The 17,633-nt window shown below is 66.4% G+C and carries 16 protein-coding genes; 3 read left to right on the top strand and 13 right to left on the bottom strand.

The genetic code is table 11. From position 1 onward, the window contains the following. Positions 1 to 3 precede the first annotated feature (3 nt). From Q0743_RS15065 to Q0743_RS15080, 4 genes are all read right to left on the bottom strand, one after another. A complete protein-coding gene (locus Q0743_RS15065) occupies positions 4 to 1,062 on the bottom strand; it encodes an AI-2E family transporter (protein ID WP_298242308.1) in 1,059 nt (352 codons plus the stop codon). Positions 1,063 to 1,168: 106 nt separating this feature from the next. Beyond that, entirely contained in the window at positions 1,169 to 3,394 is a 2,226-nt protein-coding gene (locus Q0743_RS15070; protein WP_298242309.1) for an ATP-binding protein, read from the bottom strand. A 121-nt stretch (positions 3,395 to 3,515) separates the two neighbouring features. Next, positions 3,516 to 3,983: a hypothetical protein gene (locus Q0743_RS15075; protein WP_298242310.1), complete on the bottom strand. Its 468-nt coding sequence runs from the start codon at positions 3,981 to 3,983 to the stop codon at positions 3,516 to 3,518. 108 nt (positions 3,984 to 4,091) lie between these two features. Continuing rightward, positions 4,092 to 5,630, bottom strand: coding sequence for a YifB family Mg chelatase-like AAA ATPase (locus Q0743_RS15080; RefSeq protein WP_298242311.1), 1,539 nt, complete (start codon positions 5,628 to 5,630; stop codon positions 4,092 to 4,094). A gap of 227 nt (positions 5,631 to 5,857) precedes the next feature. On the opposite strand from Q0743_RS15080, the gene Q0743_RS15085 reads away from it, so the two are divergent. Together Q0743_RS15085 and Q0743_RS15090 are read left to right on the top strand one after the other, a co-directional pair. Then, positions 5,858 to 6,103 (top strand): PilZ domain-containing protein, encoded by a 246-nt coding sequence (locus Q0743_RS15085; protein ID WP_011083489.1) that lies wholly within the window; start codon positions 5,858 to 5,860, stop codon positions 6,101 to 6,103. Between the two features lie 79 nt (positions 6,104 to 6,182). Beyond that, on the top strand, positions 6,183 to 6,968 hold the full coding sequence (locus Q0743_RS15090) for a tetratricopeptide repeat protein (RefSeq protein WP_298242312.1): 786 nt from the start codon (positions 6,183 to 6,185) through the stop codon (positions 6,966 to 6,968). A gap of 21 nt (positions 6,969 to 6,989) precedes the next feature. Here the strand turns inward: Q0743_RS15090 and Q0743_RS15095 are convergent, their stop codons facing one another. The 7 genes from Q0743_RS15095 to rsmI all read right to left on the bottom strand — a co-directional run bounded on the left by Q0743_RS15095 (position 6,990) and on the right by rsmI (position 14,158). After that, positions 6,990 to 8,279: an AAA family ATPase gene (locus tag Q0743_RS15095; RefSeq protein WP_298242313.1), complete on the bottom strand. Its 1,290-nt coding sequence runs from the start codon at positions 8,277 to 8,279 to the stop codon at positions 6,990 to 6,992. Then, positions 8,276 to 9,010: a CpaD family pilus assembly protein gene (locus Q0743_RS15100; protein WP_298242314.1), complete on the bottom strand. Its 735-nt coding sequence runs from the start codon at positions 9,008 to 9,010 to the stop codon at positions 8,276 to 8,278. The genes Q0743_RS15095 and Q0743_RS15100 overlap by 4 nt, the downstream gene beginning before the upstream one ends. A 52-nt stretch (positions 9,011 to 9,062) precedes the next feature. After that, positions 9,063 to 10,580, bottom strand: a complete 1,518-nt coding sequence (locus tag Q0743_RS15105; protein WP_298242315.1) for a type II and III secretion system protein family protein — start codon at positions 10,578 to 10,580, stop codon at positions 9,063 to 9,065. Between the two features lie 10 nt (positions 10,581 to 10,590). Then, positions 10,591 to 11,403: a Flp pilus assembly protein CpaB gene (gene cpaB, locus Q0743_RS15110; RefSeq protein WP_298242316.1), complete on the bottom strand. Its 813-nt coding sequence runs from the start codon at positions 11,401 to 11,403 to the stop codon at positions 10,591 to 10,593. A gap of 461 nt (positions 11,404 to 11,864) precedes the next feature. Then, complete coding sequence (gene gshB / locus Q0743_RS15115) at positions 11,865 to 12,809, bottom strand: glutathione synthase (RefSeq protein ID WP_298242317.1); 945 nt, start codon at positions 12,807 to 12,809, stop codon at positions 11,865 to 11,867. Positions 12,810 to 12,819: 10 nt separating this feature from the next. Then, positions 12,820 to 13,221 carry a YraN family protein gene (locus tag Q0743_RS15120; RefSeq protein WP_298242318.1) on the bottom strand — a complete coding sequence of 134 codons (402 nt, stop codon included), beginning with the start codon at positions 13,219 to 13,221 and terminating at the stop codon, positions 12,820 to 12,822. Next, positions 13,208 to 14,158, bottom strand: a complete 951-nt coding sequence (gene rsmI / locus Q0743_RS15125) for a 16S rRNA (cytidine(1402)-2'-O)-methyltransferase (protein ID WP_298242319.1) — start codon at positions 14,156 to 14,158, stop codon at positions 13,208 to 13,210. The genes Q0743_RS15120 and rsmI overlap by 14 nt, the downstream gene beginning before the upstream one ends. Positions 14,159 to 14,497: 339 nt before the next feature. Here rsmI and Q0743_RS15130 point away from each other — a divergent pair, with 339 nt between their 5' ends. Next, positions 14,498 to 15,730 (top strand): penicillin-binding protein activator, encoded by a 1,233-nt coding sequence (locus tag Q0743_RS15130; protein WP_298242320.1) that lies wholly within the window; start codon positions 14,498 to 14,500, stop codon positions 15,728 to 15,730. A 115-nt stretch (positions 15,731 to 15,845) separates the two neighbouring features. Here Q0743_RS15130 and hemW read toward each other — a convergent pair whose 3' ends face one another. After that, on the bottom strand, positions 15,846 to 17,003 hold the full coding sequence (gene hemW, locus Q0743_RS15135; protein WP_298242321.1) for a radical SAM family heme chaperone HemW: 1,158 nt from the start codon (positions 17,001 to 17,003) through the stop codon (positions 15,846 to 15,848). Continuing rightward, positions 16,990 to 17,625, bottom strand: coding sequence for an RdgB/HAM1 family non-canonical purine NTP pyrophosphatase (gene rdgB, locus Q0743_RS15140; protein WP_298242322.1), 636 nt, complete (start codon positions 17,623 to 17,625; stop codon positions 16,990 to 16,992). Before rdgB ends, hemW begins: the two co-directional genes overlap by 14 nt. Positions 17,626 to 17,633 lie beyond the last annotated feature (8 nt).

Raw genomic sequence — 17,633 nt, forward strand, 5'->3', positions numbered from 1 at the left:
AGGCTATTTGCGGACCTCGTGTCGCCCTTTCGAGCCGACGAAGATGTGCCAAGCCGTCAGGAACATCGCAGCGACGAGGGGGCCGATGACGAAACCGTTCGCTCCGAAGACGGCAAGTCCGCCCAGGGTGGCAAGCAGCACAACATAGCTCGGCATCTGGATTGACTGGCCGACCAGGATCGGCCGGAGAAAATTGTCGGCGAGACCGATCACGAACGTCCCGAAAGCGAGCAGGATGATTCCCTTCGTCACGGCGCCCGCCACGAGCAGATAGAGGGCGGCCGGACCCCAGACCAGGGCGGAGCCGAGCACTGGCAGAAGCGAAAGCAGCGCCATGATGGCGCCCGCCAGCAGCGGCGCGGTCAGGCCGAGCAACCAGAAGATCGCCCCGCCGAGCGCGCCCTGGATCAGGGCGACCAGAATGATTCCCTTGATCGTCCCGCGGACCGCCAGGGTGAATGCATCCAGGATCTCGGCGGTGTGGCTCGGGCGCAGCGGCAGCGCGCCGCGGATGCGCAGGTTCAGTTCGTCACCGTCGCGCAGGAAAAAGAACAGCAAGTAGAGCATCACGAGCAGGCTTGCGACGAACTCCAGCGTCAGCTGACCGATGTTGATTGCGTGTCCCGCCAGCTGCTGGCCGGCCGGGACGAGCAGGCTCGACAGGCGTTCTTTCAGGGCAGACAGATCGATGGCGGCCAGGCGATCTGACATGGACCCAGCCCAGTCCGGCAGCGCGGCTTTCAGCTGCTGCAGCGGATGAGCCAAATTGATCTCGCCGTTCTGAAAACGCTGATACAGCTCGCCTCCCTGGTCGACCAGCGAAGCGATCACCACCCCGACGGGGATCAGGACGATGACGACCACGACGACCACGGTAAGAAGTGCGACAAGGTTGCGCCATCCCGGAAGCTTTCCCAGGCAGCGCCGATAGAAGGGCGCGAAGATGATCGCCAGCAGCGTGGCCCACAACAATGCGCCGGAGAATGGCCAAAGCAGCCAGCCGAATGCGAGCGTGATGACGGCAAGCCAGACCAGGAATGAGCGGTCTTCCGATGTTTTCACCTGCCGTTGGCCCTTCGGTCGCTACTGAAGGGACGTTGGTAGCACAGGACCGCGGCGGGACGAAAAGTCATGCCCGCCCCTCTCGCGCCGGTTCCCCGACTCTGGATCAGACGGCCAGCCGCCGCGACGCCGCCAGCCCTGCCAACGCTTCGTCGAGCTTGTCGCGATCGAGCGGCTTGATCAGGAATCCGTTCATGCCTGCCTCAAAGCAGGCATAGCGATCCTCCACCAGCGTATTGGCGGTGAGCGCGAGGATCGGCGTGTGGTGGCCGCCTGTGGTGGCCTCATGCGCACGGATACGCTTGGTCGCCTCGATGCCGTCGAGCTGCGGCATCTGGATATCCATCAGCACGAGATCGTAGGGGGTGCCGGCCGATGAGGCCGCGAGCCAGGATTCCAGCGCGGCCTCGCCGTGGACAGCGATGACGACGCGATGGCCGAGTTTCGTCAGCAGCGAGCGCATCAGCAGCGCGTTGATCTCGTTGTCCTCGGCGACGAGGATCGACAGGCCCTTTGCGGCTGTCGTGCCGGCAGCTTCGGCGGTCGGCTCCGGCGCGAGATCGGGCGAGGCGACCTCCGGCGTCAGCGCGAGCCGCGCAGCGAGCGAGGCCGCCCGCAGCGGCTTCACCAGAAAGCCTGTGAAGGCCGGCGACAGCTTCTCATGGCGCGAGCTCGACGTCAGCAGCACCAGGCGCTGCAGCGCATGTGCGCGGGCCATTTCGCCCAGCTGGTCGGTGATGCCAGGGCCGATCGCACGGTCGACCAGCACCGCGTGCCAGGAGCGTTCCGGCAGCAACGCTTCGGCGACCGCCGCGTCCGCCACGAGGCAGATCTGGCCACCCCAGCGCTCCAGGCGCCGCGCGATCAACGAAGCCTCGATACCGTCGGCGACGAGAAGGATGGATTTGCCGGCGAGATCGGGACTCGGAAATGCGGTCTGCCCTGCGCTCGCTTGCGACGGCGGAAGCGGCACCGCGATCTCGAAGGTCGAGCCCTTCCCCGGCTCGCTCGTGAGCGTGATCCGGCCGCCCATGCGCTTGACGATGCGCTCGCTGATGGCGAGGCCGAGTCCCGTGCCGCCATAGGTGCGGGCGACGCGTTCGTCGGCCTGCTCGAATTCGCGGAAGATGCGTTGCTGGGCTTCGGCTGCGATGCCGATGCCGGTGTCGCGGACCAGGAAGCTGATCTCGTTCGGCCAGATGCCGGGCTCGACGATCAGCGCCACGCCGCCTTTGCCGGTGAACTTGATGGCGTTGCCGGCGAGATTGAGCAGCACCTGGCGCAGCCGCGCGGCGTCGCCGACGACCTCGAGCGGCAGGCGCTCGTCGACATAGGCCGCGATCTCGAGCGCTTTGGCCTGCGCGCGCGGCGCCAGCAGCTCGGTGATCTCCTCGACCAGGGTCGAGAGCGCGAAGGGGCGCTGCTCGAGGTCGAGCTTGCCGGCCTCGATCTTGGAATAGTCGAGCAATTCCTCGATGAGCGCCATCAAGGCTTCACCCGAGGTCTTCACTGCCTTGGCATAGGTCGCCTGCTCCGGCGTCAGATGGGTGTCGAGCAACAGCCCGCCCATGCCGATGATGCCGTTGAGCGGCGTGCGGATCTCGTGCGAGGCCATCGCCAGGAAGCGCGATTTGGCGCGGTTGGCGGCGTCGGCCTGGTCGCGCGCGTCGGACAAAGCACGTTCGGTCTCGGTGCGGTCGGTGACGTCGCGTCCGACGCTCTGCAATTCGGCGGGTTGCCCGGCATCGAGGCGGACATAGCCCTCGCGCCAGGCGATCCAGCGCGCGCCGAGCGGGGTTGCGATTTTCTGGTCGTGGACGCGCGTGCCGTTGCTCTCGCGCGCGCTGTCGCCCTGCTCCAGCACGTCGAAGTCGAAACGCGTGCCGACCAAAGCGCTACGCGCCTGCCCTGCCAGCGCGCAATAGGCCTCGTTGGCGAAGGTGATGCGGCCATCGGTAGCGCGCAGCACGATGAGGTCGCCCTGCTGCTCGAACAGGCTGCGGGCGCGTTCCTCGGCTTCCTTCAGCTCCCAATTGCGATCGATCAGCGCCTCGTTATGGGCGGCGAGCGTGCGCATCCGCTTGTTGACGAAACGCAGACGCATGCTCAGCGTCGCAAGGCCGAGACAGGCGAGCGCAAACAGGAAGCTCGCGCCGATTGCAAAGGCGTGGGGATTGTAGCCGGAGGTCTCGGACCGGCTGCCCGTGACGAAACCATAGGCGCCGCCGAACGTCGCCGAGAAGATCACGAAGGAGCGGATCGCAAAGGCGATGCGGGGGTGCTTTCGCCTGAAGCGGCGCATGCGCACCTTGATCCGGAACGTCCGACCCATCGCCACCCCGATTGTTGTCCGAAACCCCACCACTGCCGCGTGCGACGATGGCCCGTCGACCTTGCGAACAGTTTGAGGCGTTGGGGTTGCCTCCAAACAGGGTTGACGAGGTGTTAATGCGTCAGAGCGAGGCGGCCTGGAGATGTCGAGGGCCGCCGTGAGCGCCGACGATCAGCGCCGCCGCCTCGCGCTGCGAGAACGACTTCGAGCGCACATAGATGCGGTAATCCGCCGGCCCTTCGGTGGAGAGATAGATCACCTGGCCGCCGTCGATAGGCTGAGCGGCAATCGAGACGAGGCGCGTCGAGGGGCTGGCCTGGCAGGAGTCCGGTTCGGAGCCGAGGCCGTCATCGACCACGGCGAAGTCTGCCGCGTCCGCATCGTCGGTGATCTGGACCCGCACCGTGGCCCGGGAGGGATCTTCGGTAAACGCGACATGCACGCCGGCGGTCCAGAACAGCGACGTGAGCTCGACCGAGGTGTCGCCCAGGGCGATGCAGGGATGCGAGACCGATCCGATCTCCGCGCGGGCGAAGACCGCAGCTGCCAACAGGGGAACCACCGAGGCCAGGATCTTGAAACGCAACATGACACTCTACTCGCCGGGCCCTCGGGAACTCGTGACTGAGATGAGCGGGCCTTATGGTTTGCAGAGCGTAAAGGAAACTCGTTACCGCCGGGTTGATGCGCGGAATGATCAAGCCAGCTGCCGCACATCCTCCGCGAGTGCGCGGTAGGACAGCGCTTCAGCCAAATGCAGCCGGCCGATCTTGTCGGCGGAATCGAGGTCGGCCAGCGTGCGCGCCACCCGCAGCACGCGGTGATAGCCGCGTGCCGACAGCCGCATGGTCTCGGCGGCGTCGCGCAGCAGCTTCTGGCCCTGCGCATCGGGCTTTGCGATCTCCTCAAGCACGGAAGCGGGCGCCTCGGCATTGGTGCGAACTTTCGGCAGGCCGGCATCGGCGTAGCGCGTGAGCTGAATGTCGCGCGCCGCCGCCACGCGCGCGGCGACCTCGGCCGATCCTTCCGCCGGCGGCGGCAGGATCAGGTCGGCCGCGGTCACGGCCGGCACCTCGATGCGCAGGTCGATGCGGTCCATCAGCGGGCCCGAGATGCGCGCCTGGTAATCGCCGGTGCAGCGGTCGATGCGGCCGCGCTTGCAGGCATAGCCGGGCTCGAACGCATTGCCGCAGCGGCACGGATTCATCGCCGCGACCAGCATGAAGCGGGCAGGGTAGGTGACGCGGTGATTGGCGCGCGACACCGCGACCTCGCCGTTCTCCAGCGGCTGGCGCAGCGAATCCAGCACGCGCGGATCGAACTCCGGCAGCTCGTCGAGGAACAGCACGCCCTGATGTGCCAGCGAAATCTCGCCGGGCTTGGCGCGCATGCCGCCGCCGGTGAGCGCGGCCATGCTTGCGGAATGATGCGGCGAGCGGAACGGCCGCCGCGCCGTCAGCGCGCCGCCTTCGATCTCGCCGGCGACGGAGGCGATCATCGAAACTTCCAGCAGCTCGCCCGGCGAGAGCGGCGGCAGGATCGAGGGCAGCCGCGCCGCCAGCATCGACTTGCCGGCGCCGGGTGCGCCGATCATGAGGAGGTGATGCCCGCCGGCAGCCGCGATCTCCAGCGCCCGCTTGGCGCTTTCCTGCCCCTTGATGTCGCGCAGGTCGAGCGTGGAGCTTGCTGCTTCGTGCACCTTCGGCGAGGGCCGCGACAGCACCTGCGTGCCCTTGAAATGGTTGGCGATCTGGATCAGCGACTGTGCGGCGATGATCTGGATGTCCGGGCTGGCCCAGGCGGCTTCCGAGCCGCACGCGGCCGGGCAGATCAGTCCCTCCTCGCGCATATTGGCGCCGATCGCGGCGGGAAGAACGCCGGCCACGGGCGCGATGGAGCCGTCGAGGCCGAGTTCGCCGAGCACGGTAAAGCCCGTCAGCGCGTCCGGCGGGATCGCTCCGATCGCTGCCATCAGCCCGAGCGCGATCGGCAGGTCGTAATGGCTGCCCTCCTTCGGCAAGTCGGCCGGCGCCAGGTTGACGATGATCCGGCGCGCCGGCAGCGCCAGCCCCGAGGCGATCAGCGCCGAGCGCACCCGTTCGCGCGCCTCCGACACCGCCTTGTCCGGAAGGCCGACGATGGCGAAGGCGGGCAGGCCCGGGGCGACCTGCACCTGCACGTCGACCGCGCGGGCCTCGATCCCCTCAAAGGCGACGGTGGAAACCCGCTGAACCATGCTCAAACCAGCCTGCCCTTTCGCACAATTAGGGGTAGCAGAGCCCGGCGCAGTCTGCAAGAACAATACGGGAACAACTTGGGAGGGGCTGCAAGTCCTAACCAGTCGTTAACAAGGCCGAGACACTACGCCTCGAATGCCACCCTCCGTCCTCAGCACATTCCAACGAATGTCCGCTACTCCTAAGCCTGCGGGATGGGCCGTGGTCTAACGGGTGAACAGTTCAAATGCTTGCAAATCGCCGGAGAAGCGAACGTCGGGTGTGCAGCCGGCTCGCCAAGATCCATTTTGGCGCGGGGTCGCTGCCGCGGGACTGCACGATCACCGATATCTCGGATGGCGGCGTGAAGGTCGTTGCGGAATTTCTGGAAGTGCCGCCGCAATTCACCATCATCTTCGCGCCGGACTATTCCCGCCAATGCCGCCTGCGCTGGCGCATCGGCTGCGAATTCGGTGCCGAATTCACCGATTGAGACGCGAGGACGTCCGTCCTTAACGGGACTTTAGCGTTAATCGGCAAGCATCTCTGATCAGTTGCCGAGTGATCAGAGTATGTCCAAGCGTTTGTCCCTCGCCTTTCCCCCGGCGAGATATCTGTGTTCCGCCGTTCTGATCCTTGCCCTCGGCGGCTGTCAGACCACCGGCATCGAGGACGTCACCGGCGCGCTCGGCGGCAAGCAGGAATCCGCCGCCAAGGCCGATAACAAGGCCAACGGCAGGCCGGACATGAACGCCTTGCGCGAGCGTTACCGGGCCAAGCCCAGCGATCCCGCAATTGCCATCGAATACGGCAAGGCGCTGCGTGACGGCGGCCAGCGCGCTCAGGCGGTCGCGGTGCTCGAGCAGGCCGTGCTCGCCCATCCCGGCAACAAGGCGCTGCTCGCCGGCTACGGCCGCGCCCTCGCCGACAACGGAAATTTCCAGCAGGCCTTCGACGTCCTCGGCCGTGCGCATTCGCCTGAGGATCCCGATTGGCGGATCCTGTCGGCGCAGGGCGCCGCGCTCGATCAGCTCGGCCGCAACGAGGAAGCGCAGCAATATTACGCTGCGGCGTTGAAGATCGTGCCGGACGAGCCGACCGTGCTGTCCAATCTCGGCCTGTCCTACATGCTGCAGAACAATCTGCCGAGGGCCGAACAGGTGCTGGGCCGCGCTTATCAGCGCAATCAGAACGATGTGCGGGTCCGCGCCAACCTGGCACTCGTGCTGGGACTGCAGGGCCGCGAGGCCGAGGCGGAAATCCTCGTGAAGGCAGATTTGCCGCCGGACCAGGCCGCGGCCAAGGTCACGGCGCTGCGGCAATTGCTGGCGAAGAAGCAGCAGCGGGCGGACAAATAGTCCGCCGCTTTTGGTTTATGCCTACGACGCCTTGCGATGCGGGGCGGATCCACGTCCCGACCGGCCCTTCAGCTTCCTCAGCAGCGGCTCGAGCAGCGAGCGCTTCGGCTTCTTCACCTCGCCGCGGCCGGCGAGGCGGTTCGCCATGTTCTGGAACAGCTCGGTGGTGCGGTGGTTCTTGGAGACCTCTGCGATCATCTGGCCGTTATTGGCCGCGGTCGAGAACAGTTTCGAATCGAACGGGATCACCGCGATCGGCTGGCTCTCCATGGTCTTGGCGAACGCCTTGACCTCGATCTCGGCGCGCTTGTGCATGCCGACCTGGTTGATGCAGTACAGCGGCGGCCGGTCGTTCGGCCGTGCCGCCTTCAGCACGCTCAGCATGTTCTTGGTGTTGCGCAAATTCGCGAGATCGGGCTCGGCGACGATCACGATATCGTCGGCGTTCACCAGCGCGCGACGTGTCCAGCCGGACCATTGGTGGGGAACGTCGAGCACGATGCAGGGCGTGGTCATGCGCAGCGTGTCGAACACGGCGTCGAAGGCTTCGGCGCCGAAATCGTAGACGCGGTCGAGCGTGGCAGGTGCCGCGAGCAGGCTGAGGCGCTCGGTGCATTTGGCGAGCAGGCGTTCCATCAGCGCCGTGTCCGGGCGGTCCTGCGACAGCACCGCGTTGGCGATGCCCTGCACCGGGTCCTGGTTGTAGTCGAGGCTCGCGGTGCCGAAGGCAAGGTCGAGATCGATCACGACCGAATCGAGCGAAAGATCGCGGGCGATGGTCCAGGCCACGTTGTGCGCGACCGTCGACGCGCCGACGCCGCCCTTGGCGCCGACCACCGCGATGACGCGACCGGTGATAATGGCCTCGGAGGCGGAGAACAGGCTGCAGATCGAGCGGACGACGTCGAGGGTTTCGACCGGGCCGACGACGTAGTCGTTGACGCCGCGGCGCACCAGCTCACGATAGGGCGCGGTGTCGTTGGGATTGCCGATCACGACAACACGAGTGCCGGGATCGCAGACGCCCGCGAGGTCGTCGAGCCCTTCGAGGATGTCGCGGGTGCCGTCGGATTCGATCACGATCACGTTCGGCGTCGGCATCGATTCGTAGACTTCGATCGCCGCGGCAAGGCCGCCGTCCTTGGCGGTGAGGTGCGCTTTGGCAAGCCGGCGGTCCTGCCCCGCCGCGGTCACCGCGGCGAGCGTTTTCTCGGTCTCGCAAAAGGCCTGCACCGAGATGCGGGGGACCGGCGCAATATGTTCCTCGGGGTGCCGCGGATCGTCCGCGTCGTCTTCGTGAAGCGCTGTCATTTGCCGATATCGCTGAGTTTGGCCTTGTCGGTCTCGGGTGAGGGAGTCGAGATCGCCGTGCCCTTGCGGTAACGCTCGAAGGCGATGTCGCGTCGGGCGGTATAAGCCGGCGCCTCGGATCGCGGCTGCTCGAGGTCGGCGGGGTTGTCGATCATCGCCGCGAGATTACGCTGACTGGCACAGCCCAGATTGAAATAGGGCCGGTTCTCGTTGTAGCCGGGATCGAGGATGTTGGGCCCGATGTCTTCCGGCCACAGCCCGCAGGGGCCGGCCACCGCGGCAATCCTGGAATAGCTCAAGCGGATGGTGGGCAGCAGTCCGGGATCCTCGGGGCGGTAGGGATGCTGCACGATGGCGCGGGACGGCACGCCGCCGGATGCGAGCACGGAGCGGATTTCCCGATAGGTCGCGGCCGCCGCGCGCGAATTCGCGGTGTCGACGGGGACATCGACGACGACGGAGCCGGTGCCTTCCCGCATCCAGTCCCGCGCGATGCCGGCAACGTCGGAATACTGCGCGGCCGAGAGGCCGCCGCGCGCCTTGCCGACGAAGATGACGATCGACTTCTTGCCTTCCTGCACGGCGATCGGGTGGCGCTGGCGATAGTCGGTCGGCACCGTCTGGGTGGTGATCTCGCCGGTGGTGTTGCAGGCGCCCAGCATGACGGAGAGGCCCGTCAGTGCCAGCGCGATCCTCACGCTGCGACGTCGATCGGCTGATGTTGTCGTCATCGCCTGGTCCCCTCTTGTCCCGTGCCTTGCGCGGTCCCCAAACCGTCCGTCATCAGTCGATGATGAAGCCGAAATCGCCCGGCGCGCCGTTGATCGGATCGACGCGGCGCGCGACGCCATAGAGGCGGTTCATGCGGCCGAGCAGCGCCGTTTGCGCGTCCGATGCCGGCGCGAAGCCGTCGTCGGGCCGCGACAATTCCTTCTGGGCGACCGCGCGCACCACATAGGGCGTCACGATCACCATCAGCTCGGTCTCGTTGTTGACGAAGTCCTGGCTGCGGAACAGCGCGCCGATGATCGGCACCTGGTCGACACCGGGCAGGCCGTTGATCGCCTGCTTGGTCTGCTGCTGGATCAGGCCGGCCATCGCCATCGAGCCGCCCGAGGGAATTTCGAGCGTGGTCTCAGCGCGGCGGGTCTGGATGGAGGGGATGGTGATCGAGCTGGTCTGGCCCGCGGACACCGCCTGCGTCACGGAGATGGCGTTCTGATTCGACAGCTCCGAGACTTCGGTCATCACGCGCAGGCTGATACGTCCCTCGCTGAGCACGACCGGTGTGAAGTTCAGGGAGATGCCGAACTTCTTGTAGGTGATCTGGGTGGTACAGACGTGGGTGACCGGATCGCAGGAATAGCCCGCAGGAATCGGGAATTCGCCGCCCGCGATGAAAGTGGCGGACTCGCCGGAGATCGCCGTCAGGCTCGGCTCGGCCAGCGTCCGCATCACGCCGGCGCTTTCCATCGCCCGCATCGTGGCGTTGACGGTGGCCACGCCTTTTGCAAGTCCGGTCACACCGAGCCCGTTGCTGCTGACGAGCGGGCCACCCGAGACCGAGAACGGGTTGGAGTTGTTGAAGTTCACCACCGCCGTGCCGGCGTTGAGGCTGGCGCTGAGATCGACACCGAGCTGCTTGACGATGTCGCGGCGCACTTCGCCGACCACGACCTTGAGCATCACCTGGTCGCGGCCGCGCACGACGATGTTGTTGACGACCTTGTCGGAGCCGCCGACGAGCTTGGCGGCGACGTCGCCGGCCTGCTGGGCCTCGACCGGGCTCGACACCGAGCCGGTCAGCATCACGCTGTCGCCGACGCCTTCGATCTGCACGCCCGGCAGCGACTGGCGCAGGGCCGTACGCATGCCGTTGAGGTCGCGCTTCACCGCGATGTCATAGGAGGCGACCTGCTGGCCGTCGGCGGTGAAGAACACGACATTGGTCTGGCCGACCTGGCCGCCGATGATATAGGCGCGCTGGGCCGAGCGGATGACGGCATTGGCGATCTTGGGATCGGCCACCAGCACGTCCTTGACCTCGCGCGGAAGATCGATGACGACGGATTTGCCGACGCCGAGCGACAGAGAGCGCGTCCTCGCCGACGCGATCGTCGCAACCGGCGACACACCGAGATCGGGCGCCTGCATCGGCGCCTGATCGCCGACCGGCGCGTCCGCAGCACGGAGGCAGTCGGGGGCTGCGAGCAGCCCCAGCATCAGCAGCGTCCCCACAAAGAACGAGCCTGCGCGCTTCCCCCGAATGCGCAGCCCCGTCCGATCATCCCCGTAGTTCATGATGTCCCCATCACTTCTGTGACGTTAGCTGCCGCGCCGGCACGCCGAAGCGAATGACGTTGATGCCATCGGTGACCTTGGCCGCCTTGTCCTGAATCGAGCCTTCCACCGCGTTGGCATCGACGATGCTGCGCAGCGCGAGCTGGAGCGTGCCGCCCTGGCGCGCGGCCGACAGCGTCGCGACCTGGTCGGGCTTGAGCTCGAGCGTGACGGTCTTGCCGACGACGGCGGTCTGGCCGTCCTTTTCCTTCGGCGCCTGGTCGATCGCGAGCACGCGGATATTGGTCAGGATCACCTCGGATAGAATGAGGTCGTTGCCGGCCAGCGCGCCATTGGCGTCGGGATTCTTCAGGCGGCGGGTCAGGACGATGTCGACGCGGTCGTTCGGCAGGATGAAGCCGCCCGCGCCGGTCTCGGCTGAAATCTCGGTGGAAACGGCGCGCATGCCCGAGGGCAGGATCGCGGCCATGAAGCCGGAGCCCTCGGCCCTGACCAGCTTCTGCTCGCGGATCGGCTCGCCCTGCATCAGGGGGACGCGTGCGATCGAGCCGGCGATCTGGGTCTGGGCCTCGGGTCTGCTGTCACGGCGGATGAAGGCGTTGCTCGCCGTCGCCGCGGGCCAGGTCTGCCATTGCAGATCGTCGGGCTTGAGCGCCTGGCCGAGCTGGATGTCGTTCTTGGCGATGAGGACTTCGACCGTCGGCAGCTTCTCGGCAACGGGCGCAACGGGCGCGGGGGCATTCTGATAGCCGCTCGCCAGATACGCAGCGACGCCTCCGGCGGCCAGCGCGATGACGAGGACGACAATGCGTGCGGTGTTCATACGCTTTTACTCATACGCGGGGCACTCGAACCGCACGTGGCGGGTTCCCCCGTGTCGATGAGTAGGGAGTAAAAGTATAAGGGGTGTTGCGAGGCCGAACGCGATCGTCGGCGGCGTTGATGGTTCTCGACAGATGGTGAACGCCGCGTTATTCGGTCGGCCAGCGGCCCCGTAGATTCACGTAAGCGCGCTCATGCGTTCGGACGAGACGCGGAGCGTCATGGTGAACGAGTGGTTAGTGATGGTCCCATGACGATGCGCGTGAGACCGTACAGCGCGCGCACAACATTGCTGTCGTCCCTGCGAACGCAGGGACCCATAACCCCGGGAGAACTTTGGCGAAGACTGGTCGGTCGGTACTTCGACCGTCCGCAACTGATGGATTCCGCGGTATGGGTCCCCGCGTTCGCGGGGACGACGATGGGGAGAGATCGCGGTCTCTCCCACGCAGTCGCCGATCGCTATTTCTTCCGCTTCTGTTCGATCACGTCCCAGATCTTTGCCGCGACATCGGGGCCGCCGAGCCGGGCGATGGCGCGGATGCCGGTCGGCGAGGTCACGTTGATCTCGGTGAGGTTGCCGTTGATGACGTCGATGCCGACGAACAACAGGCCACGCTCACGCAGTGCCGGGCCGACGGTGGCGCAGATCTCGCGCTCGCGCGGGGTGAGCTCGGTCTCCTGCGCCGCGCCGCCGCGCACCATGTTGGAGCGGAGGTCGTCGGCGGCCGGCACGCGGTTCACCGCGCCGGCAAACTCGCCGTTGACGAGGATGATGCGCTTGTCGCCGTGCTTCACCTCGGGGATGAACTGCTGGATCACCCAGGGCTCCCTGAACGTCACCGAGAACATGTCGTAGAGCGAGCCGAAATTCATGTCCTGCGGCATCACGCGGAACACCGCCGCGCCGCCATGGCCGTGCAGCGGCTTCATCACGACGGCGCCGTGCTTGTCGCGGAACGCGTTGATCTCGTCGAGATCGCGCGAGATCAGCGTCGGCGGCATCAGCTGCGGAAAATTCATCACGAACAGCTTTTCCGGCGCATTGCGCACCGAGGCCGGATCGTTGACCACCAGCGTCTTCGGATGGATGCGCTCCAGGAAGTGCGTCGAGGTGATGTAGGCGAGATCGAACGGCGGGTCCTGGCGCAGCAGCACCACGTCAAAGCCGTTCAGCGCCTCGCGCTTCGGCTCGCCGAGCGTGAAATGGTTGCCCGGTTCGTCGCGCACGGTCAGCAGCTGAACCGGGGCGACGATCTCCTCACCGACCATCGAGAGCTTGTCGGGCGTGTAATAGGACAGGCCATGGCCGCGCTTCTGCGCCTCCAGCAGCAGCGCGAAGGTGGAATCGCCCTTGATGTTGATGCGGGCGATGGGGTCCATCTGGACGGCGACGTTCAGTTTCATGGTCTGCCTTTCAGGTCGAGGCGTCGAATGCCGCCAACACATGGCGCGGAAGTGAGCGCGGCGCAATCAGCATGGCGTCGAATCGCAATTCGAATTCGGCATGCTCGGGATGCGCTACGAGCCAGCCTTGCGCGGCGTTGATGATGCGCTGCTGCTGGCGCGGGGTCACCGCATAGGCGGCGTCATCGAGGCTGGCGCGGGCCTTGACCTCGACGAAGGCGATCAGGTTGCGCCGGCGCGCCACGAGGTCGATCTCGCCATGCGGGGTGCGGAAACGCTTGGCGAGGATGCGATAGCCCTTGGCCATGAGATAGGCGGCGGCGCGGCTCTCGGCCGAGATGCCGGTGCGGAACGCGGCGACGCGCTCGGGCGAGGCGACCCTGGGTTCCGCAGGATTGTCAGCCTTCGCCATCGTCGCCCCGCAGATCCTTTGCGAGCTCGAGCGCGCGGGCATAGACCTCGCGGCGGGGCCTGCCAGAGAGCGCGACGGCATGCGCGACGGCATCCTTGACGCTGTGCGCGGCGAGTTGCTCGCGCAGGAGGTCGTCGAGCGCATCCGATGCGAGCACATTGGCGTCGGCCGCTGGCGGAGCGATCACCAGAACGAATTCACCGCGCGTTTCCGGCGCGTCGGCTTGTCGCGCGAGCTCGGCGACCGGTGCGCGCCTGACCTCCTCGTGCAATTTCGTGAGCTCGCGGCAGACCGCGGCCTCGCGTTCCCCCATGATCTCGGCCAGATCGGTCATGGCGGCCTGCATCCGGTTGCCGGATTCGAACATCACCAATGTCGCGTCGATCCGCGCAAGCTCGGCCAGCCGCGCGCGGCGCGCCGCAGATTTCGCCGGCAGGAAACCTTCGAAGAAGAAGCGGTCGGTCGGCAGTGCCGCCACCGACAAGGCCGCCAGGACCGAGGATGGGCCGGGCAGCGCATGGACCGCATGGCCGGCGGCGCAGACCTCGCGCACCAGCTTGAAGCCGGGATCGGAGATCAGCGGCGTGCCGGCGTCCGAGACCAGCGCGACCGAGCCACCTGCCGCCAGCGCTTCCAGGATTTTCGGACGGGCGGCCTCGGCGTTGTGCTCGTGATATTGCTTGAGCTGCGCGGTGATGGCGTAGCGCTCGGTGAGGCGCCGCGTGATGCGGGTGTCTTCGCAGAAGATGACATCGACGCCGGCCAGCGTCTGGAGTGCACGTAGCGTGATATCGCCGAGATTGCCGATCGGGGTTGCGACCAGATGGAGGCCCGGTGCGGCCTTCGGTGCCGCAAGCCGATGGGCATCGATGGAGAAACCGCGCGAGGCGGTGTCTTGGGCTTCAGGCGTATTTATCGGAGCCGGCTTTGCGCGCATAATGAAGTCAACTTAGGCACGATCCCGAGGGCTGGGAACCGGCTCCTCGAAAAAGATCGTGCCGAGGCAAGGGGTGAGGACAGACTGGAATGTGATCCGACAGGCATCACATTCCCGAGGGAATGAAGCACCAGCGTCATATTCACGGCGGAAAGGCCGCCTTGATGCTGGCTACGGACGGCGGACAGCTAGCCAGGATTTGAGGTGCGGCCGCGTTAAGCGGTTATTATCCTTTTGTTTTAGTTAACTATTTGCCGACAATATGCCTGAATCCGCGGCTTGTGTCGCGGGACGAATGTTGTGACCGGCTGGCGATCGCTGGTCAGAAGAGAAGCTGCCATGGTGGGCCCGCGCGATATGAAGTCTCCCGTTCAGGGGCCCCTTATGTCAGGGGCGACCCGACGGAGTGCACTCGGCCTGCTGCTTGGCGCACCCCTGCTGTCGGCCTGCGCCGGTGTGCAGCAGAGCCTCAACCAGTTCTCCAACCCGTTCTCGAGCTCACCGCCTCCGGCCCAGCCGGCGGGTCCGCCGCAACAGGCGACGACCGCCGGCACCGGCGGGGTCAAGGTCGCCGTCATCCTGCCGCTCTCGGCTGCGGGCAATGCCGGCCTTGCCGCGCAATCCATGCGCAACGCCGCCGAGATGGCGCTGGCTGAGTTCCAGAATCCGAACATCCAGCTCCTGATCAAGGACGACAATGGCAGCCCGCAGGGCGCGCAAGCCGGCGCGCAGCAGGCCGTCGACGAGGGCGCCGAGATCATTCTGGGACCGTTGTTCGCGCAGTCGGTGCCTGCGGTCGCGCAAGTTGCGCGCACGCGCGGCATTTCCGTCATCGCGTTCTCGACCGACTCCAGCATCGCGGGACGCGGCGTCTATCTGCTGTCGTTCCTGCCGGAGTCCGACGTCAATCGCATCGTCGAATATTCCGCCAGCATCGGAAAGCGATCGGTCGCCGTGCTGGTGCCCGACAACGCCTATGGCAATGTGGTCGAGGCCGCGGTGAAGGCGGCGGTGCCGCGCCGTGGCGGGCGCATCGTCGCCTTCGAGAAATACGGCGCCGATCGTGCCACGCCGGCACGCACGGTGGCGCAGCAGCTCGGCAGTGCGGATGCGCTGTTCATCGCCGATGACGGCGATGCCGTCGTGTCGGTGGCGGACGCGATGACGGCCGCGGGCGCGAATTTGCGCAACATCCAGCTGCTCGGCACCGGTCTGTGGGACAATCCCCGCGTTTATGCCAACCAAAGCCTGCAAGGCGGTCTCTACGCCGCGCCCGATCCGGCCGGCTTTCGCGCGTTCTCCGGCCGCTATCGCACCAAATACGGTGCGGAGCCGATCCGCACCGCGACGCTCGCTTATGATGCGGTCGCACTCGTTGCCGCGCTCGCGCGCACGCAAGGCCAGACGCGCTTCTCGCCCGATGTGCTGACCAACCCTTCCGGCTTTGCCGGCATCGACGGCCTGTTCCGCTTCCGCGCCGACGGCACGAATGAACGCGGGCTCGCGGTGATGAAGGTGACGACCGGCGGCGGTGTCGCGGTTGCGGGCTCGCCGAAGAGTTTTGGGGCGTAGCTCAGCCGACGGTGCCGTAGGGTGGGCAAAGCGAAGCGTGCCCACGTCTTCTATCAATCATTGAGTGAACGTGGGCACGGCGCAAGAGCGCCTTTGCCCACCCTACGAGATCTCGCTACGCCGCGAGATCCGCGACCACCGCATCCAGCACCGGAAATCCGCTGCTCGTCACGCGCAATCGTCCCGTCGCATCGACCGTGATCGCGCCTTCCTCGCGCAGAAGCGCGATGCGCTTGGGATCGAGCGGGCGGCCGGAGAGAGCCTTGTAGCGCTCGGGGTCGATGCCTTCGGCGAGGCGCAATCCCATCAACAGAAATTCGTCGGCGCGCTCTTCGCTGTTGAGGAGATCGTCGGTGACGACGCCGTGGCCGTTGGTCTCCACCCGCATCAGCCAGGCTTCGGGACGCTTCTCGGTGGCCGTAGCATGGCGTACGCCGTCGATGTCGAGACGGCCGTGGGCGCCCGGACCGATGCCAGCATATTCCTCGCCGCGCCAGTACACCAGATTATGCCGGCACTCGGCGCCGCGCCGCGCGTGATTGGAGATCTCGTAGGCGGGCAGGCCGAGCCTGTCGCAGGTCTCCTGCGTGACGTCGTAGAGTGCGCGGGCGACCGCCTCGTCCGGTGTCTTCAATTTGCCGGCCTGGTGCAGGCCGAAGAACGGCGTGCCTTCCTCGATCGTCAATTGATAGAGCGACAGGTGCTCGGCGGCCTCACTCACCGCGAGCCGAAGTTCGTCGGACCACATCGCCGGCGTCTGGTCGGGACGGGCATAGATCAAATCGAACGAATAGCGCTCGAACGAGCGGCGCGCGATCGCAACCGCATCGAGCGCTTCGCGCGCGCTGTGCAGACGGCCCAGCGCCTTGAGCGAGACGTCGTCGAGTGCCTGCACGCCGAGCGAGACGCGGTTGACGCCGGCCGCGCGATAGCCGGCGAAGCGCGTGGCTTCGACGCTGGTCGGATTCGCCTCCAGCGTGACTTCGACGTCCTTCGCAACGGTCCAGTGCTTGCCGATGGCGTCAAGCACCGCGCCGACGGTTGCGGGCTGCATCAGCGACGGTGTGCCGCCGCCGAGGAAGATCGAGGTGACCTCGCGGCCGGGCGCGCGGGCGGCGGTCGTCGCGATTTCGCGCGCGAAGGCGTTGGCGTAGCGCGCCTCGTCGATCGCGGCGTGGCGGACATGGCTGTTGAAGTCGCAATACGGGCACTTCGACAGGCAGAACGGCCAGTGCACATAGACGCCGAAAGCGTCCTTGTCAGCGCGGCTCAAGGCAGATCTCCGCCAGTTTCCGGAAGGCGCGCGCGCGGTGCGACAGGCCGAGGCCGAGCGGCGGCAGGCCGTGCTTCTCGATGCTGGTCATCTCGCCGAACGTGCGCGCATGACCGTTCGGCAAGAACATCGGGTCGTAACCAAAACCGGCATTCCCGCGCGGCGGCCACACCAGCGTGCCGTCGACGCGGGCCTCGACCTCTTCGAGATGATCGTCGGGCCAGGCGACGCAGAGCGCGGAGACGAAATGCGCGGTCCGCTTTGCGGGCGTGGTGGCACCGCGTTCCTGCAGCAGGCGCTCGATCTGCGCCATCGCCGCGTTGAAATCCTTGGACGGACCGGCCCAGCGCGCGCTGTAGATTCCGGGCGCGCCGTCGAGCGCGTCGACCACGATGCCGGAATCGTCGGCGAAGGACGGAAGCTTGGTCGCCTGTGCCGCCGCGATCGCCTTGATCGCGGCATTGCTGCGGAAATCGTTGCCGGTCTCGTCGGGTTCTGCGAGGCCGAGCTCGCCGGCGGATACCGCTTCGATCCCGTACGGCGCGAGCAGCTCCTTCATCTCGGCGAGCTTGCCGGGATTGTGGGTGGCGATGACGAGCTTTCCGGTGATTCGGCGGTGCATGGCTTATT

The organism is uncultured Bradyrhizobium sp. (genome assembly GCF_936943645.1).
GTDB lineage: Bacteria > Pseudomonadota > Alphaproteobacteria > Rhizobiales > Xanthobacteraceae > Bradyrhizobium.